Source organism: Mobilisporobacter senegalensis (assembly GCF_003752155.1).
Classification (GTDB): domain Bacteria; phylum Bacillota; class Clostridia; order Lachnospirales; family Lachnospiraceae; genus Mobilisporobacter; species Mobilisporobacter senegalensis.
In genome coordinates, this window is record NZ_RJVG01000012.1 from 59,802 (window position 1) to 82,101 (window position 22,300).

Sequence of the window (22,300 nt, forward strand, 5' to 3'; positions counted from 1 at the left end):
ATATATTATATATCGTCGCTTAACATTTTGAAAGGATATCGTATAATAAAATAGTATTTCACGAAAAACGGTTAAAGTAACCTTTTAGATAGAATACTAATATTATTTACTGGAGGATTTCGGATGCAGAAAAAATTACTTTTAAAAGATTATATTTATTTAGCTTCCATGCTATTTGGCTTGTTCTTTGGTGCAGGAAATTTAATTTTTCCTGTTTTTATGGGACAAATGGCAGGAGCAAATGTATGGCCGGCAACAATGGGTTTTTTAATTACAGGTGTAGGTTTGCCATTACTTGGTATTGTTGCAATGGGTATCTCCCACAGTGATGGTCTTTATGAAATGGGAAGCAGGGTACATCCTAAATATAGTGTCTTTTTAACATGTGTGCTGTATTTAACAATTGGTCCTTTTTTTGCCATACCAAGAACTGCAACCGTATCTTTTGAAGTGGGCATCGCACCAATGCTGTCTGGAAATACCACTAAGATAAGTCTCGCAATTTTTTCTTTTTTATTCTTCGCTGCAGTTTTATGGTTCTCTCTCAGACCATCCAATATTTTGACCTGGGTAGGAAAAATTTTAAATCCCATTTTTTTAGTTTCTTTGGGTATATTAGTTATTACAGCCCTTATAAATCCCATCGGTTCTGTGTCCCAGATACCCGTTGCAGACGGATTCGTTAGTAACGGCCTCTTTAAAGGTTTTTTAGAGGGTTATAATACAATGGATGCATTGGCATCTTTGGCTTTTGGGATTGTCATTATCAAAGTGATTCGTAATTTAGGAGTTGAAAATCCAAATACAGTTGCTGCTGACACTGTAAAATCAGGATTTTTCAGTATGTCCATTATGGCTTTAATATATATTTCCCTTACATTGATAGGAGCACAAAGCCGTGGTCTTTATGACATTTCTTCAAATGGTGGTGAAGCTTTATCCATAATATCAAAACATTATTTTGGGAACGTTGGTTCAATTATTCTTGCTGTCACTATGATTTTTGCCTGTATGAAGACGGCAATTGGATTAATCACATCTTGCAGCGAAACTTTTACAGAACTTTTTCCAAATTCCTTCGGGTATAAATACTATGCCATTGCCTTTTGTGTTTTATCATTTGGTATTGCAAACTTTGGACTGAATAATATTATTTCTTTCTCCATTCCAGTCCTGATGTTTTTATATCCTCTTGCAATCACATTAATATTACTTAGTCTGTTTCATAAATTTTTTAAGGGAGCCCGCTGCATTTATCAATCCGTTACTATTTTTACCATATTGGCAGCTATCTTCGATTTTATAAAAGCCCTTCCTGATCCTGTTAAGAATTCCCTTCATCTGGACGGACTCATCTCTATGGCATCTAAGTATCTGCCTTATTACAACATAGGTCTGGGCTGGGTTATCCCTTCACTCATAGGACTTATAATCGGAATTATCATATATCACTCTACTTTTAGGAAAACTTATAATAATATGGTTGAAGACTAAAAACAGGATACGATATTAAAAAAGGGCTTTTGCAAAAAGATAAGATTCTCTGTATATAAGAAGAACTTTATATTTCATAGATAATTTGTGCGATGTATGTGCGAAAAGCGGCAAGATAGAGAATGCCGCTGTCTTTCGCACGATGGAGCACAAATTTCGAGAAATATAAAGTTCTTCTAAATTCCAGAAAAATATATTTTGCAAAAGTCCCTTTTTAATTATTAACAATTCCCTTTCCCATCAATGGAACAAGCATTTGCAGTCTGTTCTACATCAGGTTTTTTCATATTAATATAGTCATAGATTTCAAATGTTTTTCTTCCATCCTCTAGTATGAAAAATGGAATCCCAATTTTCCCATTATCTATAATCGGCGTAAACATTGCCTCATGGTCACGATAACTTAAAAATTCTTTTAATGTTTTTGTATCTTTTGTTATATTCCTGTAATCTAATTCTATATCATTGCAGTTCATTAATATTTCTTTGTCTTTTATACAATCCGGACATATTTCAGAACCATACATAACTATTTTCATAATATTCCTTTATCCTCCTTATTCTTTCGTACCTGGAAAGATATCTTTTTATTCCCTAGCCTAAATACTCTAATATTTCAGCTACATTCGTATCCGGTTTGGCCTTAGGGAACACCTTTTCAATAACACCATTTTCATCTATGATATACGTTGCTCTGGCAACCCCCATATAAGCCTTCCCATACAGCTTCTTTTCCTGCCAGACATCATATGCTTTGATTGCAACCAATTCTGGATCCGATGCCAGTATAAAAGGGAGATTATACTTATCTGCAAACTTTTGATGAGATTTTATACTATCTTTACTTACACCAATCACTACAATATCTTTCTTTTTAAATTCTTCAAAGCTGCTTGCAAATGCACATGCTTGTTTTGTACAACCTGGAGTATCATCCTTAGGATAAAAGTAAAGTACTATTTTCTTACCCATATAATCGGATCGTTTTATTTCATTCCCGTCTTTATCATTTAAAATAAATTCCGGTGCTTTTATTCCTGCTTCTAACATAATTTCTGCCCCTTTCTCTTTATGACAATTATTTTTTACTGATCTGTTTTACGACCTGTCTCTATATTACCATAAATAGATTTTATTTTCATATATTTTATTCATTGTAACCGACAATATCACATAAATGAAATACTCTGTTCAAAGAATGGTTTTGTATGCCATTTATAATTCTTACAGCGTAATCATTACTAATATTTAAAAAGTATGTTTCCATTTCCCTGTTTCCATGATAACCTATTCCAAACAGATCAGAAATCAGCTTTCGAATTTTTTCTTCTGCTTTTTCTTTCCTATCATTCTCAAAATAGCTCTGTATAAAATTAATATCATTCTTTTGAAGTTCTAATTTCCCCACCGGCTTTTCCACTATCATGCATCCTAGCGCAGTTAATAGTACTTCATTGCTGATATTGTCACAGTATAGATTTTGGTAATCGTCAACAATTCTTTCAAGTAGATTTTTAACATCAATCCTATGAAATGCATTTAAAAATTCCCACTCTATTTTAATATTGCATAAATATTGATAAATGGCATTTACGCCGCACAGGGCATTGATTGGTATTACAGTGGGATAATCGAGTGTAAGAATATGATTCTGAGGATTGAATTTAGGATCATACATTACAAAAAACTTAGGAATTGCTGTTATAATAGTATCCCTGCATATTCTACATTGAAAATCACAAAAATCCTCTAATATACTTTCATATATCTCTTTTGCTTTATATACTTTTTCAACGATCAGATCATACCCCCGCCTATATGCAGTCTGGGCATCCATTTTCTCATTTGCTGCTAATCCATTCCCACCATTATTGTAGCACTCTTCTATGCAATACAAAACAGCACCCATAAGCACTCTGGCTGTTTCATATGTGACAGAGCTGCTTTCATTTGATGTGTATTTCCTGGTAAGTTCTTCAACAAGCGGTAAAAGTTCTTCCATACTATATTCCATATGCCCTCCACTAAATCATCTCCAGAATAATTCTTTCAGTACCTGCATATATAAATCTTTATCCCATCTTTGTTCCTCAGAAAATTTTTCATATTCATTATAACCTTCCGTTTCAATAAACCCGGTATAACCTGCCCGAATTGCCTGTGCAAATCTTTCCAGACAAGTCTCTGCAAGATAATCGGTATCTCCTGCACAAACACTTTCAAACTGTTCTTTCATAAATGCCATTAATTCATCATCTGTTAATTTGTCTTCTGCTTCATTCTTAAACATATAGAAAATATCCTGAAGTGTTGCTAATGTATCTGCATAATTATCCTGATTGATATACATGGAATCACAAAAATTGTAAATTAGTTTTTCTAATATACCACTACTGAATTCCACTCTCTGATACAATTTTAAACTGTCATTCCTACTGATAATAAGCTCCTTAGCTTCTTCCTGGGTTAAAGTAAGACCAAATTGTTCTGTTTGATCATTACAGGATATTAATGCTATAATTTCATTTTCTTGCTTTTTTTGCTGCATCAATTCAAAAATATCCCCATCCATAATATCACTCCTTCCAAAGTAGTAGCTCATTATACGTCTGGTTGGGCCACATTACAAGACTTGAAAATATGGAGATTTTATGGTAATATATAAGTAGAAATGAGAGAAGATTTTAGCTTATATTCTTATTTCTCCTTCCACTTTTAGAATATCCTGATCTCTGAATAAGCTTAATACTGCTTCATCGTAATCGTGGAACTTTTCCGACTTCCTGATCTTCTTTGCATATTTTTCATGATTCGTAAATAAAGAACTCATATAAAACCACAATTCCTTCATTTTAAATAACACATTTCTATCTCCGGAAAGGAGTATTTTATAGTCCTCATAAATCTTATCGTGAAATTCTTTCAATATCTTCTTATCTATTCTAACATTATTATTAATTTCATTGAGCAATCCAGGATTTCCAATAAGTCCTCTTCCTAACATTAAAGTTCCTACACCTGGGAAGTTTTCCATGAACTCATTGTAATCTTTCACTGAAAAAATATCTCCATTATAGCAAACAGGATTTTTACTTAATTTTAAGGCATCCCTAAACACATTAAGGTTTGGTTTATTCTTATAAAAATCTTTTTGTATTCTGGGGTGAATGATAAGTTCCTTCATAGGATATTTGTTAAATATCTCAATTAAATCATAGAACTCCTCTGGCTGATCTTTCCCTATTCTGGTTTTTACTGAAATTTCTGTAATGGAACTTGAAAAGATTTCATCCAAAAATATATCCAGCTCTTCTTTCTTTGCAAGAAATCCTGAGCCTCTATATTTGGAAACAACTGTACCAGAAGGACAGCCTAGATTTAAATTAATCTCATTATACCCAAGCTGTTTTATTTTCTTAGAAGTATGTATAAAATCCTTTGCATTATTTGTTAATATTTGAGGGATTAAAACAAGCCCCTGATTATTTTCGGGCAATATATCATTTATATTTCTGGACTTAAAACTATCTGTTTGATTTGCAACAATGAATGGTGAAAAATATTTATCTATATTATTATTGAAGAAAGTATTATAGGCATTTCTATAAATATACCTGGTAATCCCCTCCATAGGTGCGAAGTAAAAATTCATGCAGATGGCTCCTTTATTAAAAATATTTCATATTTAAACTTTTATGGATCATAAGTAAAATAACGTACTTTATTATATCCCAAGGAGTAATTAATTACAAATAGCTTCTTATTTATTTTCTATTCACATACCATTGCTATTAAATCACACTAACTAAAATCTCCGCATATTATTATTTTATAATAGATATTTGGGAAACTATTAATTGTGGCTATGATTAGTCCCATGTTCTTAAACTGTAATAGACAGTCAAGAACACGGGAACATCAATAGCCATAGAAAAGTGTTTCCCAATTACCTATATTATGAATATGAAAGGATTTTTTAAAATGTATAATGATTATAACTATAATAAAAAACATTATTACAAAAACCCAAAATATAACTCAAACTATACGTATCATTTTACGAAACCAGTCATTAAGGACTATGGAGCAAAACCATTTGTTATTGATATAAATGAATTAACTTTACAAAATAATTACTTCCGCACCACTCTATGGACAGGATGTCATTTGCAAGTGACTTTAATGAGCATAAATGTAGGAGAAGATATCGGTTTGGAAATTCATTCTGATCTTGACCAGTTTTTACGACTTGAGCAAGGGGAAGGAATTGTAAAGATGGGTGACAGACGGGATCGATTAGATTTTCAGGAAAAAGTCTGTGATGATTATGCTATTATGATACCTGCCGGTACCTGGCATAATATCATTAATACAGGCTGTATCCCACTGAAATTATACTCTATTTATGCTCCGCCACAGCATCCATATAGAACAGTGCATAGAACCAAAGCAGATGCAGAAGCAGCTGAGAAAAACCACCATTAATCTATACAGATATTAAATATTTCAAACCCTGGCAGATACTTAATTATAAGATTTGCCAGGGTCCTGTTTTTTAACATTCTCGAGATGCTTCATTGCATTTTAAGAATTAAGATATTATGCTATATTCAAAAAGCTCATACTTTAAGCATGTACCTTCTGTGATTTCAGATGGTAATATTGCTCTTGCAACAAGCTTTAAATCATCTTCCGGTACATCAGTTCTTCTAAGATGTGCATAATCTCCATCAATTTTTTCAACTACATAATTCCATGTCTCCATTTTTTCACCTGCCTTTTATCTTATTTGTATATTTTATCATATTTACTAAGTTTCCCGTATATATCTTTAACTCAGTGCTCTTACAATTGATTTAAAACGAGGCTCATCTTTAAGAAAATCAAGCTCTTTATCACTTTCCAATGCCTTCTTTAACATAATTCTTACCATTTCCAAATCGGATGATTTATGAAACTTCATGTGGGAATATAAATCAGACTCTGTAAAACCGGACATTGTATTCACTCCTGAAATCATCTTCTCTAAAGTATCCAGGCTTCTTTTGATTTCTTTCTTTTCCATAGCTAAAAATAGTTCCGGAATATTTTCAATATATGCCCCTAAATCAAATAATTTTGCTACTTCCTTACCTATAGCAGCGTATCTTTCTGCTTTATCATACTCCCCTTCCTTAGATAATACCCTTAACATCAATTGAATAACACTACAAATCTCATTCACATTCTTATAGAGCATTTGTTCATAAATTTCATAGGCAGCTTCATTTTTCTTCTGGCTTGTGAAAAGTACCGCCTGCATTATCTGTTTGTCATAACCCAATGGTGGAATCCTGTTCAGGAGCTGCTGGGCTTTCTCATATTCCTTCTTTTCGGTATATTTTGATACTAACGAAGCGATTGCCATAGAAGCAACTTCCTGATTATTACTATCTGCTATTAATTCATACCATTGCAATATCTTTTCTTCATATCTGTCTCTTTCTTTCACATCATTAATGGTAAGAAATGCATTTAAGATCTGAGCTAAGGAAAGAGTCATAGAATCACATTTTGCATACTCTTTCATAAGCTCCTCTCCTCTTTCAAATGCCTTTTCATATCCTTCCTTTTTCACCATATCCGATACTTCTTTTAATAAGCGATTGATTTCTTCTTCTGTTAATTCCTCATTAAATGACAATAATGTATCCACATCAATTTTCAATATTCTTGCCAATGGTGCCAGGAGAGTAATATCAGGATAAGATATTCCATTTTCCCACTTATTTACTGCCGGCGCCGTCACCCCAAGATAATTTGCAATTTGTTCCTGGGTTAAATTTCCTTGTTTTCTGTATTTCCGTATTATTTCATTTATTTTCATATCTAATCTCTCCAATCTTAGAACAAAGTGAATAAGCCTGCTTACTTCTGATTATTTTTTCTGCCACATGTGTATCGAATCTTACTGAATATAGAATAGCAAAGACCCTGGCATATAACAAGTGAACCGTTTTCACATTTCATTCAATTTTATTAACCATAGGTTATATTTTATAGTTTTGTATATTCCTATCTTCGTACTGATTATTTTACAGCTTCAGAAAACCTAATAGTTTCCCAAATGCCTGATATAGAAATAGATATTGTGGTATAATGCTATAAAAGTAACTTCAGGAGGTTATGATTTTGAAAAATACATTTAAGATACTAAATAAAGATGACTTCTGTTCCATTTATAAATTAATGGAGCTTTCTTTTCCTGTAGAAGAATTCCGAACTTATGAGGAGGCTTTCGTATTACTTAGTCTTCCTGAGTATCAAATATTAACTATAGAAGAAGATAGGGTGATTAAGGCCTTTATAGCTCAATGGAGTTTTCAGGATTTTTATTATATCGAACATTTTGCCGTGAATCCTTCCGCCAGGGGAGAAGGACTTGGAACACGGATTATGAGGGATTATTTAGATCAGGCGAAACTTCCAGTAGTAATTGAAGTAGAAACTGCCAATACTGTCAACGCAAAACGCAGGATTACTTTTTATGAGCGCTTGGGATTCATATTAAGTGAGATTGAATATATACAACCCCCTCTGCAACCTGCCTCCCATGGAGTTCTATTACGTTTAATGCACTATCCTGCTGATATATCTAAAGAACTCCTTCTTAAAATGAAACAAGATATATTTCAAACTATTTACAGTAAGATTTAGTGCAAATTCTATAGAAGCATAGTTTTACATATGATATAACTTATGTTATAATTTTTCCAGTAAACATTGATTGAAAGGAGTAGAATATACTTGGTTATCAGGTATGTTTTATACGCAGATGAATAACAGATTGAAAAGCAACTTACTTATTATGTTAAAAGGTTTTATCATTGGCTCATCCATGAGCGTTCCGGGGGTAAGCGGAGGAACAATGGCCATTTTGTTAGGAATTTATGATAAGCTGATTTCTTCCATCAGTAATTTTCTAAAAGATATTAAGGGAAATATACTATTCCTTATGAAATTTTGTATCGGTTCATTTGTTGGTATAGGTTCTCTGGCTTTTGTGATTAAATGGCTTCTGGAAGAATTCCCTCTACCGGTTTCTTTCTTTTTCCTGGGTGCTGTCATTGGGGGAATCCCTGCTTTATACAAAAAGACAAAGGAATCTTCCCTTAGGATTTCTTCCGTAATTTATTTTTTAATCGGATTAATCCTTGTTATTTCTATCGGATTCCTGCCAGTTGGTAATTTTGATGTGAGTTCCGGCACTGGAGTAACACACTTCTTAATGCTCTTAGTAACAGGCATTATTATTGCACTGGCATTAGTGCTGCCAGGAATCAGCACTTCCCATATGCTCCTGGTTCTGGGCATGTATGATACTATGCTTATAGCAATCACAAAATTTGATGTTGTTTATATTGGTATATTGGGAATTTCTACAGTAATCGGAATTTTCCTTATCACAAAACCGATTGAATGGACATTGAATAAATTTCCCCACCAGACCTATTGTATGATTATAGGATTTGTTCTTGGATCTACTTCTGAGATCTTCCGTGATAAAATAATACCGGCGATTCCCGCTGACGCTAATATCCGCTGGTGGATTTCTTCTATCTTAATATCCATAGTCACATTTGTACTTGGATATTATGCAATTATGTCATTATCCAGATTTTCAAATGAATAATGAAGAAAGACGTGATGTACAATGGTTATGAAAAAAGAAACTATATCAGAAGCAATACTGAATGAAAGAATTATTCAGGCAAAAGAAATATATAAAAAAGACATTATTGAATTTAAACAAATTGGATATAAATTTATAAATGGTGAGATTTCCAGTTCGGAATTTAAAGCGGCCTCAGGAAGAATGGGTGTTTATGCACAGAGAAACGGTCAAAAATTCATGTTACGCTTAAGAATATTATCCGGTGTATCAGATTTTAAAACCATGAAACTAATACAAGACTTTACCAGGGATTACTCTCTTGATTTTATTCATTTCACTACCCGCCAGACCATACAGCTTCACAATCTGGAATTTGATGATCTTATAGAAATCATGGAAAAGAGTCTTAAAAGAACCCTGATCAGCCAGGGAGGCGGAGGAAATTTCCCAAGAAATGTATCCTTATCTCCTCTTTCCGGAGTAGAGCAAGGGGAAGCCTTTGATGTAACACCCTATGCTGTCCTTGTAAATAAATACTTTCTATCCCAGATGAATACTTACAGACTGCCCAGAAAATTTAAAGCTGCCTTCTCAAATAATGAAAGGGACAGTGCAAATGCATCCATTGCTGATATTGGCTTTGTAGCTGTAAATAAGAACGGGCAGAAATATTTTCAAGTATATATCGGAGGCAGTCTGGGACCGGGAGGAGATATTTCTGTCCCCTACGATGACCTGATTGATCCCAAAGATATTTTCTACCATATTGAAGCTGCGCTCCATCTGTTTCAGGCAGAAGGCGATTATCATAACAAAGGGAAGGCAAGGATGCGCTTTATTGTAAAGCGTATGGGAAGGGAAAATTTTCTTCAATGTTATAAAGAACATTTGGAATATGTAAAGAAAACCAGGAAACTGGATTATGAGCTAAGTAATGAATATTCAGTGACTATTCCTGATGTTGGCAGAAAAGGATCAGGTAACTATCCCGATGTAATCTCTCAAAAACAGAAAAATCTATATAGTGTGGTTCTCCATCCTCAGGGTGGAATACTATCCTCTAAAGATCTGGATTCTCTTCTTTGTTTCCTGGATAAGATTCCAGATGCCCAGATTCGCCTTAGTATGGAAGAAAGTATGGTGATAAGAAATCTGACATCCGTCCAGGCAGAAGAATTGCTTGTGTTAACGAAAGAAATACGAAATTCCACAAAATTAAGCCGAAGTGTCAGCTGCATTGGAACTCCAATCTGTCAGATAGGAATTCAAAGCAGTCAGGAACTTTTAGAAAATATACTGAATCATTTTAGAAAAATGGATTTCGCAGAAGATATCCTTCCAGCCATTCATATTTCCGGATGTACCAATTCATGTGCAAGGCATCAGATGGCTCAGATTGGTTTTCAGGGGAAGAAGAAACGGGTAGATTCTATAGTTACTGATGTATATTCTCTTTATACAGGTGGAAATATCACTCCGGCAAATCCCATAATGGCTAAGAGCCGGGGAGATTTGAAATCAGATGATATTCCTGGATTTTTATATGATCTGGCTGTTTTATTAAGGAATAGAAGTTTAGAATTTGATGAATTCATAAAGATGTATGAAGCAGAATTTGAAAACTTTTTAGGAAAATATTTAGTATGATATTAGATTTTGATATTCACTCCACTCTCTTATGGGTGTTTTGAAAACCTTACCGATAAAAGGGAAGTTCACTGCAACTTCCCTTTTATCAGTTCTAAGATTATAAATTTTTATAAGATACTTATTTCTTCCCCTTGCAGAAAGGACAGGCGGCACACCCCTCACAAGGATGGCTTTCACTCCAGATACGTTCTGCAGACTGTGCCCATTCTTTGGCTGTATCAACACATTTTGACCTTAGTTCATGAACATCCTCCGGTTCTATCAGATCAGTGGATTTTGCACCGGCTGCTTCCACTACCTTTACAAGGCATTCTGGATTATCAAGCAATGGACAGGGTCTTAAATGATTACTATTAAATGGCTGTTGATTGTGGTATTGCATGAATAATGGAGACTGTAAAGCTTCAAGGAGTGTTTTTTCATAAATATTTGAGTCTGAATAATGTATAAACGCACAGGGTTCAATATCACCACCTGCATTAATATGCATATACCTCCGGCCTCCTGCAATACACCCTTCTACATACTCTCCATCATTCCAAAAGTCCATGGTAAACAGAGGTTTCGTCTTACGGAATTTTCGTATCTGTCTATACATAAATTCGCGCTGCTCTGCCGTTACCATCAACTCAGGTACCGCATCTGCACCTACCGGTATATAGGTAAAAAACCATGCAAACTTTGCACCTTTTGATATGATGTCATCAATAAATTCTTCGCTCCCTATAATTTCCGCATTTTTTCTTGTATAGCAGCAGGATACCCCAAACGCCAGTTTCTTACGTTTTAATATTTCCATTGCACGGATAACTGCTTTATAAGTACCTTCTCCCCTCCTGGAGTCAGTTTCTTCTTCAAATCCCTCAATACTAATGCCCGGAATAAAATTCTTCACCCGTAACATTTCATCCGCAAATTCCTCATCAATGAGAGTACCATTGGTAAACGCAGTAAACATGCAATCCCGGTGTTTTTCGCAAAGCTTAATAATATCCTTTTTGCGGATCAGGGGTTCTCCCCCTGAATATGCATAGAAATATACCCCCAATTCTTTCCCCTGTCTGATAATCCTATCCAGAGTATTAAAATTCATGGATAATTTACTGCCATATTGTGCGGCCCAGCATCCAATGCAATTAAGATTACAGGCTGATGTGGGATCCATTAAAATAGCCCATGGTATATTACAATTATATTGTTCTCTATATTTATCATGTTTTGATTTTGCTAATAATGTACTATTGAATATAATATTGTGAAAAAAAGCTTTCCTTATCCCAGAGTCAATATCATTCCACATCCCTAAGATAAATCTGTACCAATTATTATCCTTATCTTTAATTATGTCCCGAAATACTTTACGTTGAGATTCAATAGATTTCTTTCTATCTAATTTATCTACTAAATTCAGCAGTTTTATCATATGCTTTTCCGGATTGGAATCCAGATAGGCATATGCCAGATCTATCCCTGTGGAGATGGCCTTTTTATACATCAATATCGCCTCATTCAATTTTGTCTAAAAGGTAGTATAACATATTTCCCATATTAAGTAATTAGACAAAAAGAGCATATGTAAAAACTTTTTACATCAATGTTTATCTGTCAACAGGGTTCTTTTGCTCCTCAAAAAAACCCCTCTTTGATCTCATTTCTATTTTCTCAAATATACTCCCATCAAACAGACTGATTATTTTAGGAAAATATTCTATAAATTCTTCTTTCATTCCTTTATTGGCCCAGCGTACGATTAAAGAAATAAAAGCAGTGGCAATAAATTCAATGGCAAATTCCCAATTTTCTTTTTCATATTCTGTATCTTCAAGTTTTATAATGACAGCAGTTAAAATATCACAGATATAATTATATAAATATTCCTGAAAAGAGTTTTGCCCAGTTGTATTCAAAGCATTAATATACAATATCTTATTTTGGCGCATATAATCACTGAACGCTTCCAATCCCTCCGTCCAATATTCTATATTATAAAAGTACTTCATAAAGGAGGCACTTTCTGTATAATAAATCCAATTCATAAGCTCATACTTATCCTTGAAATGATAATAGAAGGCCTGTCTTGTCAAACTGCAATCAGCTGAAATTTCACTTACACAAATTTTATTAAATTCCTTCCTTATCATCAGATTTTTAAAAGAATTTGCAAAAGCCAGCTTTGTTATGTTAGAATCAGACATTACTGCTCTCCTGATACGATTCATAATTTAATCTATGCTGCCACTTTTCATATCATACTAAAAAAGAACAGGGTCACACACTCCAGCCAAGGCTTTCCTGTTGAATACGGTATAATCTTTCATACAGCCCTCTATTGTTCATCAGCTCTTCATGGGTACCTTCCTCCACCAGTCTTCCCTCATTAAGTACAATGATCTTATCTGCTCCTGCCACAGTTCTCAAGCGATGGGCGATAACGATTACCGTTTTCCCTTCAATCAGACTGGAAATAGCTTGCTGGATGAGTGCCTCATTCTCAGGATCAAGAGATGCAGTTGCCTCATCTAAGAGTACAATAGGTGCATTTTTAAGAAGTGCCCGGGCGATAGATATCCGCTGCCGCTCGCCTCCTGAAAGAGTACTGCCATTTTCACCAAGCATTGTCTGATAGCCATCCGGCAAAGCTCTTATAAACTCGTCACAGCAAGCTGCTTTCGCTGCCTCTAGGACCTGTTCTTTTGTAGCTTCCATGTTTCCGATGCGAATATTGTTATAGACAGTATCGTTGAACAGCACAACATCCTGGAATACAAAGGACATATAGCTCATTAAGTGCTCGGGATCAAGAGTCTTTATATCAACACCACCGATTTTTACACTGCCTTCATTTACATCCCAGAACCTGGCAATTAATCTTGAGATGGTACTTTTCCCACAGCCTGAAGGCCCTACCAATGCCGTGATGGCGTCCGAAGGGATGGATACTGTAAGGTTTTTGATTACCGTGTCCTCTTGCATATCTCTCCCATTATAACCGAAGGATACATTCTTAAAATCGATGTTCCAGTGGGTCAGTGGTTTTTGTATATCGCCTTCCATGACCGGAGCAGACATGAGGGTACGCATCCGCTTTGTAGCAATCCTGTGATAGAACAATTCTGGCAAAAGGGTGAATTCCACCAGAACCGGACCATAGATTCTTACTACAATAACAAAAAACATCAACAATGGAATCAGTTCAATTTTTCCTTTTGTCAGCAGATAGGTTCCTACAAAAACGGTAAGACCTACCCCCGCCTGTAGTATCATCTGTGCCCCGGTGACAAAAGATCCGGTAACAACCTCCATTTTCATTGCCAATTTCATCATTAAATGAAGAGCATTATCCAATGCCGAAAACTTAGATCCATCCAATCCGCAGGCTTTAATGACTTTAATCCCTTCCAGATACTCCTGCACCTGATCAGACGCTTTCAGTTTCGCCTCCACCTGTTTTTCACTTAAACGAGCCTGGATTTTTTTACTGCATAGGATAATAAGCAGTGCAAAGGGCACGGTTATAAATACAGCAAGGGCCATCCGCCAGTCAAAAACAGCCATCATAATGCATACAATAGTAATGGAAATGGCATTGGCGCTCAGCTGTGGTATGATATGGCTTAATACATGCTCTGTAGTCGAGCAGTCAGCCATAATATTTGTAGTCAGTTCCGAAAGATCCTTGGAGTTGAAAAAACTCATAGGCAGCTTACGTATGCGCTCAGCAACGCTGATCCTTGAATTTTCAGCTTCCAGATACGAAGTAACATAGGTCTTTTTATAATCGTTTTTGCTGGCGAGAAACACCAGTATTGCTGCAATAACACCACAACCAAGGAGAAACCACATCCTTATCCAGGTAATCTCTTGTCCCATCAGCGGTTTTAGCAACTCAGCAAAAATCTGAATGGTCACTGCAAAAGGCATCATGAGTGACAGATTCGTAATCGTGCAGGCAGCAATGGCCTTTTTCAAATCCGAATAGCCTTTGTCAGTAAGCATCAGCAGTTCTTTTAGTTTATACATGGGCTTTCCCCCCCTTTCGGTCCATCTTCCAGTCAAGTGTTTTCGTATACATATTCCACATATCAGAATACTTACCGTGTTTCAACAACAGTTCATCGTGGGTTCCCTGCTCAATGAGCCGGCCCTTATCCAGTACTACAATTTTATTTGCACTGCGTATGGTGGACAATCGGTGAGCGATCATGATTACCGTCTTACCTTGCATGAGCTTTTTAAAGGCCTGCTGAATCAGATGTTCGTTCTCTGGATCAGAAAATGCAGTTGCCTCATCTAAAAGTACGATAGGTGCGTTCTTTACGATTGCTCTGGCTATTGCAATCCGCTGTTGCTCACCACCGGAAAGATGTACCCCTTTTGTTCCTATGACCGTATGATATTTCTCAGGCAGCTTTTCAATAAACTCATGGCACTGTGCAGCCTTTGCTGCAGCAATTACCTGTTCATCGGTAGCACTCTGGTTACCCAGCCGGATATTGTCCATAATACTTTGCTTAAAGAGGAATACATCCTGAAATACAAAGCTGACCTTTTCCATCAGATATTCGCTTTTCATATGGCGCACATCAACGCCGCCAATCCAGATAGCCCCCTCGGTTACATCAAAGAAGCGGGGTATGAGATGTGCAATGGTACTTTTGCCTCCCCCCGAAGGACCAACAATGGCCGTTATCTGATTTTCCTCTGCCCGGAAAGATACAGACGAAAGTGCCTCGGCTTCCTGACCTGCGTAAGAGAAAGATACTTCTTTAAATACGATCTCATGACCTGAGGTTTCTTTCGGATCCTCAGGCTGTGGCAGGGGTGCCGTATGTAAGATTTCATCCATACGCTCTACTCCTCCGATGATCTGCATACCTCCGGTGGAAACATACATGATCTTCATCAGAATGGTTGCAATGGAAGGCACAAAAATAAGGTAAAAGATAAATGTTACGGCAAATCTGTTGTAATCAGATGTATTAAGACCAACCAGGATTCCTACTGGTATCAGACACAGATAAATATTGTTGATGATAGTAGTAAAAGCCGACATATAATTTTCCCAGCTCAAAGTATAGGGAATGACCATTTTGGTGTATTCCTTGATGGCAGAGTGCATCCTGCGAAAAGAATACACCGTTTGCTTAAAAGCTTTCACGACGGTAATTCCCCTGATATATTCCACAGAGGCGTTATTCATATCCTCCAGTGCACTCTGGTAATTCTCCATCATGTTTTTAGCTCCATCATTACCATAAGCTTTTATCTGGATTGCTAAGGCAAGGATGATACCTGCGGCAGCCGCAAGTCCAAAACGCCAGTCTATGACCAATAGGATGGCGAACATAACTACCGGTGCCACAAAGGAGGCCACCATATCAGGTAACTGGTGGGCAATGAAGCCTTCAATCTTCTCGATATTCTCATCCATGATCTTACGCAGCTTTCCACTGCCAACCAGTACATGAAACCCTAACGGTACTTTTGCAAGATGGGACGCAAAATTTACTTTTAGTTCGTATAGCGTTCCGAAAGCCGCCAGATGTGAGCACATCAAAGCTGCAAAGTACAATAATATATTAAGCAGGATGCCGCCAAAGGCCAGCCACCCAAACCCCACCGTTCTTTCCAGATCAAGATTTCCAAACTCAGGGAATATCCCCATGATCTCTCTCACCACAAAGTATATGGCAATATGAGGGATAAACGAAGCAACAGATGCCAGCCCCGACAGAATCACTGAAGCGATCATAAGAGGCTTTTTCGTAGCCGCAAGCTCCATCAGCCTTGCCATGCCCGTTTTCGGCTTTGCTGCCACAGAACTTTTTTGTTTCATAATAAATCACCTTCCTTTATAAAATATAATTGCTCTTTCTTTGTATTTCCCTACAACAATTACCCCTTTCAGAAATAGACATTGGTTAGCCAAAGCTAACCAATGTCTATTTTAATTTATGTATTGGATTTTCTCTACTCCATAGAGTTTTATTTCGCTCCATGGAGACAAAAACTTTTTACTTATAGATTTCCAATGCTTCATTCAAGCGATGGCCCTTCCGGTATTCCAAAGGTGACATCCCCATAATTGCTTTGAAGGAAGAGGCAAATTTGCTGGAGTTGGCATATCCGACCCTGCCTGCAATCACAGATATATTATCTGTACTCTGCCTTAACAAAACTGCAGCCGCCTGCATACGATAAGCGCGCATAAAAGCATAGATTGAAGTCCCATACACCCCTTTAAAGCAAAGTTTCATAGTGGTAAGAGGAATGTTAAAGCGGGCAGAAAGTTCCTCTAAAGTATCGTGATGCTCTAAATTGTCTGTCAGATATTCCTTGATCAACTTTACAGTATTTACTTGATTTTTAGGAAAATACTGACGCTGTTCCTCTGACACATCTGCAGCACTGAGAAATAATAATAGTTCCAGCACCTTTAATTTAAAATATCCCCGTTTGATTTTATCCGGAACTTTGTAAAGTTCCAAAAAAATATGTTTTACTGAGTCCGTTGCTCTCATAATAAAACACTGGTCATTGGCACAAAGCTTATCCCTCAGTACATAAAGATCTATGGAAATGTCATTTAGTACTCTTGAAATTGATTTAGAAGCCTCTTCCAGATCAATCACAACAGAAACACCATAATAATGCTCCAGTGGAAAACAAGAATTTTTCGTCATGTTACTCAACATATTTACAGACAAATCCCCTTCTTCCAAATATACACAGGTACCATTATTGAAGTCACATTCAAATCTTCCCTGCCTGCAATGGTTGATCTCCATAATATCCTTGCAGGGACGTTTATTATGTAAACAATTACCCATATGAAAATCATTATATATCAATTCAACTCCCAGAAAAACCTGGTAACTGGTCATTATGCCGTCCCCACCATCCGTTTTCATTCTATATATGGAGCAATCATCTGATTGTGATATAATCTCGATTTCTGAATCATATAATCCTTTTTCCTTTGATAGAATGCTCATATTACACCCCTTTACCAAGATACTCATCTAAGTTAGCTGTGGCTAACCCAATTTTTACAATATCACTTTGTTGCAATTTTGTCAAACTGTATATTTTATAGGAATTTTATAATAACTTACCGAAAAATTTAAATCCTTTTGGGGATCTACTATTTTGCTACAAAAAAAGATGCTTACCTCAGACTTGAAGAATTAATCAACAGAAAACGATAATTTCTTAGATATTAAAACGATTATTCTCAACCAGACTAAATATCAAGATAAAAGAAAGAGCTGTTACAAAATATAAATTTCCCAGAAAACTATATTTTGCAGCAGCTCTTTCTTATTACATATCATTCTTCATAACATATAATAGGGATTCCTTCTTCTATGTTCTCAAATATTGTTTTTGCTAAATATAATGGAGCATTCACACATCCGTGAGTTCCATTTCTTTTATAAATTTCTCCTCCAAAAGAACGTCTCCAAAGGGCATCATGGATCCCTATATTTCCATAGAAAGGCATCCAATAGTTTACTTTCACCTGGTAATTGGGTCCGATCAGCATTACACCTCTTTGCTTATAATTGAGCATATAAGTTCCAACTACAGTAGAATTTCCCCTGCCTGGATTTCCTGTTACCACAGGTCCTCTTGTAATCAGTTTTCCATCTTTATAGAACCATAAATGCTGCCTTGTAATATTAATTTCTACATAAGTGCTGCCTATTTCGTCTTCTCCTCTGGATAAAGCTTTTTGGATATATACAGGTTCTTTTTCAAGGACTTTACCATGTTCTATATCTTCCAGTAATGATATTGTTTCTACATCCTGATTCATTTTCCAACCGTAAAGTCCACCTGTAACTTCTATTATTTTACCCGTAGATGTTTTAAAATTTCTTGTGATTCCAACAGTATCATATTTTTTACTTAACCCTTTAATATAATTTTTCACTGCCGCTTTACTTAGTACCACCTCTAAATTTTCATCAACACCAATCCATCTGCTTATTATTTTTCCATCTAATATTTCTTTTTCATCTCCAAATATGTAAGTAATATTTGCGGATACATATTTATTTAATGAATTTTGGGTTTTATGAGTTTTTTCAGAATCTAAAGTATAGTCCGGATTTTCATAACAATGATTTTCATCGAAATCCAATTCCATTTTTCCTTTTAATATATACAACTTTATATTCTTCTTTAATTTGTCTTTGATTATTTTATTTCCATATACTTCTTTTACTATCTCATAAGAACCGTTCGAATACCTAAAACCTACATTTCTTGGTTTTACCGTATTGTTATTTAAACAATTTAACTGATCTAATTTCTTTTCTAAAAGTTCTTCCTCATAAGTAAATAACTCTTTTTGATAATATTTTTGCTTCTTGAACAAGGATTTTATCCATTGATAAGATTTTTGCATATGATAAATTCTGTTGATATTATTTTGTTCATTATATCTCATTCCTATTTCTTGTCCTGTTATTTTTTCAGTCCTGTCATTTCTCTCTATCAGACGCAGTTCATAGCTTTTTATATATTTTTTCATCATCTGCTCTGCATCAGCGTGTGTCTTTAATGAAACATCTACTTCATTTATTATTGTATTAAAAAAGAAATGATCTATAAAATATAATGAAGCTAATAAATATATTAATATAATAGAAAACATTAAAATAACAATTTTTTCTTTATTCTTATGTTTAAAAAGCTTTCTTATATTAATATTTTTTATATTGAGTGAAGCCCTCATCAAACATACACCATATTGAATTCCTAGTAATTAATTTATCATATGTTTGTATTTGGGATTTTAAACCTTAATATACATAAAGCATTTACTTTGCCAAACTCTCATAAATCTTAGTCAGATTAGCGGTCATTCGTTCCAGATATGTCATATCATCCTCGTTGTTCTCCATGGTATAGATTGTCTCCACTCCTGCCCCGATTTCATTTGCCAGTGTCTTAGAAACTTCAGGACTTGCCATTTCCTCGGCAAAAATAGTCTTTACTTCATTCTCTTTACAGAATTCTACCAGTTCGGTAAGCTGCTTTGCACTTGGTTCCCCTTCTGCGAAAACATCTTCCACACTATTTTGTTCCAGACCAAAATCACGGCAGAGATAAGCAAAAGCAGCATGTCCCGTTACAAAAGTCTTTTTCTTTAGGGACTGGAATTTCTCATTATATTCATTATAAAGGTTCTCTAACTGTGAAATATAATCATTACAGTTTTTCTCATAATAGTCTTTATTGTCAGGATCCGCCTTGACCAACGCTTCCTTAATATTGATTACTTCAGTCTGGGCTCCTTTTAAGCTCAACCATAGATGAGGATCATATTTACCGTGATCATGTTCCTCTTCTTCATGTTCATCCTCTTCTTCATGCTCTTCCTCTTCATGTTCTTCATTCGTGATGACATCAGCCCCTTCAGACGCTTCTATAACAATCAGTTTTTCATTATTTGCAGCTTTAACTGCTTCATCAGCCCAGGCTTCCATTCCCAGTCCATTATATACAAAAATCTCTGCTTCACTTAATTTGGCAAGATCTTGTGCTTTGGGTTCAAAATCATGAGGTTCGATTCCGTCAGATATAATCGTCTGAACCTCTACTTTATCCTTCCCCACAGCCTCTGCAAACTCCTTCAGTGCATTGAAGCTTACTGATACTTTGACCTTCTTTTCATCTGTATTAACTTCCTTGTCTTCTGTATTAACTTCCTGCTTGTCTGCTGTATTAACTTCCTGACTATTTTTGTTACTGCATCCATAAAAACTTATGGCAGCAACCAGACAGAATGATAGGATAACCCATTTTCTTAGCATTTTTAACATTTTCATCAACCTCCAAATTTCTACTTGCAAACGATTCCCATTTACATGTATAATATATGATAGTGCATAAGGATATATTTGTCAAGTGCAAATGAAATGCATTTGCGATAATAATATTTTTAATTTATAGCCAGAAAGGGTGTTTTTATGATTAAGGCAGACAACTTATTCTTTTCTTATACAGGATTGCCACCATATGTGTTGAATGGCATTGATCTTGATATAAAAGATGGTGAATATATTTCGGTAGTAGGTGAAAATGGAAGTGGGAAAACCACTCTGATGCGGCTGATACTAAAATTTATAAAACCTACAAAAGGGGATCTTATATCTCACTCCAACAGAATTGGATATGTTCCCCAAAAAAATGATTTTTCCAATTCTAATTTTCCCATTACGGTTTATGAAACACTGAATTCCTATCGTAAATTATTGAAAATCAAAAATAAAAAGGTGATACTGGGAAGCCTTGAACAAGTGGGAATGTCAGACTTTACGGCGTCATTGATGGGCAGTCTGTCCGGTGGTCAGACTCAAAAGATACTGATTGCAAGGGCACTGATGGGAGATCCTGATCTGCTGATTCTGGATGAACCCTCTACGGGAGTGGATGTTAACAGTCAAAAAGAAATTTATGGATTCCTCAAAGAAATCAATCGAAAAAAAGGAATTACCATCGTTTCTGTTGAGCACAATCTGGAGGCCGCCATTTCCAATTCCACATTGATTTATCATCTGACAGCCGGGCAGGGCCATCTTTGTACTCCCGAGCAGTATACAAATGAATATTTAAAAAACAACAGAAAGGACGATAGCAATGTTTAATTATACTTTTATGCAGAATGCCATTTTTGTTTCTATATTTATTTCCATTTTATGTCCATGCATCGGCATCTTTCTGGTCCTCCGCCGCTACTCCATGATAGGGGATACCTTATCTCATGCTTCCCTTGCCGGAATCACAATGGGGCTTTTATATAAGCAGAATCCTATACTTGGTGCATTTATCTTTACCTCTATTTGTGGTGCCCTGATCGAATTTTTACGGAGCTATTTTAAGAAGTACACTGATCTGATCCTTACCATTGTTCTTTCCTTAAGTGTAGGTACTGCCATTACTATCATCAGTTCTGGAAAACTTAATGCAAATGCGGATTCTTTTATGTTTGGAAGTATCCTGACCGTAACAAAATTCGATATGGTCATGGTGTTGATCTTAAGTGTAATTTCTGTTTTGACACTTATTCTTCTTTACCATCAAATGGTTTATATCGCATATGATGAGGAAGCTGCTAAAGTAGCCGGGGTAAAAGTGAAACTGATCAATTATGTTTTCTCCATTCTTGTGGCTTCTGCAATATCTGTCTCAATAAGAATTGTAGGTGTGCTGGTGCTTAGTTCAATGATTGCACTTCCCGTTGCCACAGCTCTTCAGCTTGGAAAGGGATTTAAACTTACTTTGATATTCTCAATTGTCTTTAGTGTAATAGATATCATGCTGGGATTGTTTATCTCATATTATCTTAATGTAGCTCCAGGTGGATTTACAGCCCTTGTTTCCGTTGCTGTTCTCCTTCTGGTTCTCATAGGCAAAAAGCTGGAAGCAAGTATCCGCATTGCACGCCATAATAACTAAGAATAATACCTGTTGTCATATCATATATAAAAC

The 22,300-nt window shown here is 35.6% G+C and carries 21 protein-coding genes; 7 read left to right on the forward strand and 14 right to left on the reverse strand.

Going from position 1 to position 22,300, the window contains the following annotated elements; genetic code table 11:
- Window positions 1–123: 123 nt before the first annotated feature.
- Complete coding sequence (gene brnQ / locus EDD66_RS15780) at window positions 124–1,494, forward strand: branched-chain amino acid transport system II carrier protein (RefSeq protein ID WP_123610548.1); 1,371 nt, start codon at window positions 124–126, stop codon at window positions 1,492–1,494.
- A 221-nt stretch (window positions 1,495–1,715) separates the two neighbouring features.
- On the opposite strand, the gene EDD66_RS15785 is transcribed toward brnQ, so the two are convergent.
- From EDD66_RS15785 to EDD66_RS15805, 5 genes are all read right to left on the reverse strand, one after another.
- Complete coding sequence (locus tag EDD66_RS15785; RefSeq protein WP_123610549.1) at window positions 1,716–2,033, reverse strand: glutaredoxin; 318 nt, start codon at window positions 2,031–2,033, stop codon at window positions 1,716–1,718.
- 55 nt (window positions 2,034–2,088) lie between these two features.
- Window positions 2,089–2,544: a thioredoxin-dependent thiol peroxidase gene (gene bcp / locus EDD66_RS15790; RefSeq protein ID WP_123610550.1), complete on the reverse strand. Its 456-nt coding sequence runs from the start codon at window positions 2,542–2,544 to the stop codon at window positions 2,089–2,091.
- Between the two features lie 97 nt (window positions 2,545–2,641).
- Window positions 2,642–3,508: a DUF6179 domain-containing protein gene (locus EDD66_RS15795; protein WP_123610551.1), complete on the reverse strand. Its 867-nt coding sequence runs from the start codon at window positions 3,506–3,508 to the stop codon at window positions 2,642–2,644.
- Between the two features lie 15 nt (window positions 3,509–3,523).
- Window positions 3,524–4,066 carry a DUF6323 family protein gene (locus EDD66_RS15800; RefSeq protein ID WP_123610552.1) on the reverse strand — a complete coding sequence of 181 codons (543 nt, stop codon included), beginning with the start codon at window positions 4,064–4,066 and terminating at the stop codon, window positions 3,524–3,526.
- Between the two features lie 117 nt (window positions 4,067–4,183).
- On the reverse strand, window positions 4,184–5,146 hold the full coding sequence (locus EDD66_RS15805; protein ID WP_123610553.1) for a tRNA dihydrouridine synthase: 963 nt from the start codon (window positions 5,144–5,146) through the stop codon (window positions 4,184–4,186).
- A gap of 329 nt (window positions 5,147–5,475) precedes the next feature.
- Here EDD66_RS15805 and EDD66_RS15810 point away from each other — a divergent pair, with 329 nt between their 5' ends.
- Window positions 5,476–5,979 (forward strand): cupin domain-containing protein, encoded by a 504-nt coding sequence (locus EDD66_RS15810; protein ID WP_243115392.1) that lies wholly within the window; start codon window positions 5,476–5,478, stop codon window positions 5,977–5,979.
- Between the two features lie 106 nt (window positions 5,980–6,085).
- On the opposite strand, the gene EDD66_RS15815 is transcribed toward EDD66_RS15810, so the two are convergent.
- Both EDD66_RS15815 and EDD66_RS15820 read right to left on the reverse strand, forming a co-directional pair.
- Entirely contained in the window at window positions 6,086–6,259 is a 174-nt protein-coding gene (locus EDD66_RS15815) for a chorismate--pyruvate lyase (RefSeq protein ID WP_123610555.1), read from the reverse strand.
- Window positions 6,260–6,325: 66 nt separating this feature from the next.
- Window positions 6,326–7,360 carry a helix-turn-helix domain-containing protein gene (locus EDD66_RS15820; RefSeq protein WP_123610556.1) on the reverse strand — a complete coding sequence of 345 codons (1,035 nt, stop codon included), beginning with the start codon at window positions 7,358–7,360 and terminating at the stop codon, window positions 6,326–6,328.
- 305 nt (window positions 7,361–7,665) lie between these two features.
- Here EDD66_RS15820 and EDD66_RS15825 point away from each other — a divergent pair, with 305 nt between their 5' ends.
- The 3 genes from EDD66_RS15825 to EDD66_RS15835 all read left to right on the forward strand — a co-directional run bounded on the left by EDD66_RS15825 (window position 7,666) and on the right by EDD66_RS15835 (window position 10,795).
- Window positions 7,666–8,190, forward strand: a complete 525-nt coding sequence (locus tag EDD66_RS15825; RefSeq protein ID WP_170164392.1) for a GNAT family N-acetyltransferase — start codon at window positions 7,666–7,668, stop codon at window positions 8,188–8,190.
- Window positions 8,191–8,320: 130 nt separating this feature from the next.
- Window positions 8,321–9,166: a DUF368 domain-containing protein gene (locus EDD66_RS15830; protein ID WP_243115393.1), complete on the forward strand. Its 846-nt coding sequence runs from the start codon at window positions 8,321–8,323 to the stop codon at window positions 9,164–9,166.
- Between the two features lie 21 nt (window positions 9,167–9,187).
- A complete protein-coding gene (locus tag EDD66_RS15835) occupies window positions 9,188–10,795 on the forward strand; it encodes a nitrite/sulfite reductase (RefSeq protein WP_123610558.1) in 1,608 nt (535 codons plus the stop codon).
- 121 nt (window positions 10,796–10,916) lie between these two features.
- On the opposite strand, the gene EDD66_RS15840 is transcribed toward EDD66_RS15835, so the two are convergent.
- The 7 genes from EDD66_RS15840 to EDD66_RS15870 all read right to left on the reverse strand — a co-directional run bounded on the left by EDD66_RS15840 (window position 10,917) and on the right by EDD66_RS15870 (window position 20,631).
- On the reverse strand, window positions 10,917–12,293 hold the full coding sequence (locus tag EDD66_RS15840; RefSeq protein ID WP_123610559.1) for a radical SAM protein: 1,377 nt from the start codon (window positions 12,291–12,293) through the stop codon (window positions 10,917–10,919).
- 103 nt (window positions 12,294–12,396) lie between these two features.
- Entirely contained in the window at window positions 12,397–12,993 is a 597-nt protein-coding gene (locus EDD66_RS15845; RefSeq protein WP_123610560.1) for a TetR/AcrR family transcriptional regulator C-terminal domain-containing protein, read from the reverse strand.
- A 73-nt stretch (window positions 12,994–13,066) separates the two neighbouring features.
- On the reverse strand, window positions 13,067–14,818 hold the full coding sequence (locus tag EDD66_RS15850; protein ID WP_123610561.1) for an ABC transporter ATP-binding protein: 1,752 nt from the start codon (window positions 14,816–14,818) through the stop codon (window positions 13,067–13,069).
- Window positions 14,811–16,634: an ABC transporter ATP-binding protein gene (locus tag EDD66_RS15855; protein ID WP_123610562.1), complete on the reverse strand. Its 1,824-nt coding sequence runs from the start codon at window positions 16,632–16,634 to the stop codon at window positions 14,811–14,813. The genes EDD66_RS15850 and EDD66_RS15855 overlap by 8 nt, the downstream gene beginning before the upstream one ends.
- Before the next feature lie 178 nt (window positions 16,635–16,812).
- Entirely contained in the window at window positions 16,813–17,793 is a 981-nt protein-coding gene (locus EDD66_RS15860; RefSeq protein WP_123610563.1) for a helix-turn-helix domain-containing protein, read from the reverse strand.
- 335 nt (window positions 17,794–18,128) lie between these two features.
- Window positions 18,129–19,541, reverse strand: a complete 1,413-nt coding sequence (locus tag EDD66_RS15865) for a L,D-transpeptidase family protein (RefSeq protein WP_243115394.1) — start codon at window positions 19,539–19,541, stop codon at window positions 18,129–18,131.
- A gap of 85 nt (window positions 19,542–19,626) precedes the next feature.
- A complete protein-coding gene (locus tag EDD66_RS15870; RefSeq protein ID WP_330511376.1) occupies window positions 19,627–20,631 on the reverse strand; it encodes a metal ABC transporter substrate-binding protein in 1,005 nt (334 codons plus the stop codon).
- Between the two features lie 147 nt (window positions 20,632–20,778).
- On the opposite strand from EDD66_RS15870, the gene EDD66_RS15875 reads away from it, so the two are divergent.
- On the forward strand, window positions 20,779–21,456 hold the full coding sequence (locus EDD66_RS15875) for a metal ABC transporter ATP-binding protein (protein WP_123610564.1): 678 nt from the start codon (window positions 20,779–20,781) through the stop codon (window positions 21,454–21,456).
- Window positions 21,449–22,267 (forward strand): metal ABC transporter permease, encoded by an 819-nt coding sequence (locus EDD66_RS15880; protein WP_123610565.1) that lies wholly within the window; start codon window positions 21,449–21,451, stop codon window positions 22,265–22,267. The genes EDD66_RS15875 and EDD66_RS15880 overlap by 8 nt, the downstream gene beginning before the upstream one ends.
- The last annotated feature ends 33 nt before the right edge of the window (window positions 22,268–22,300 follow it).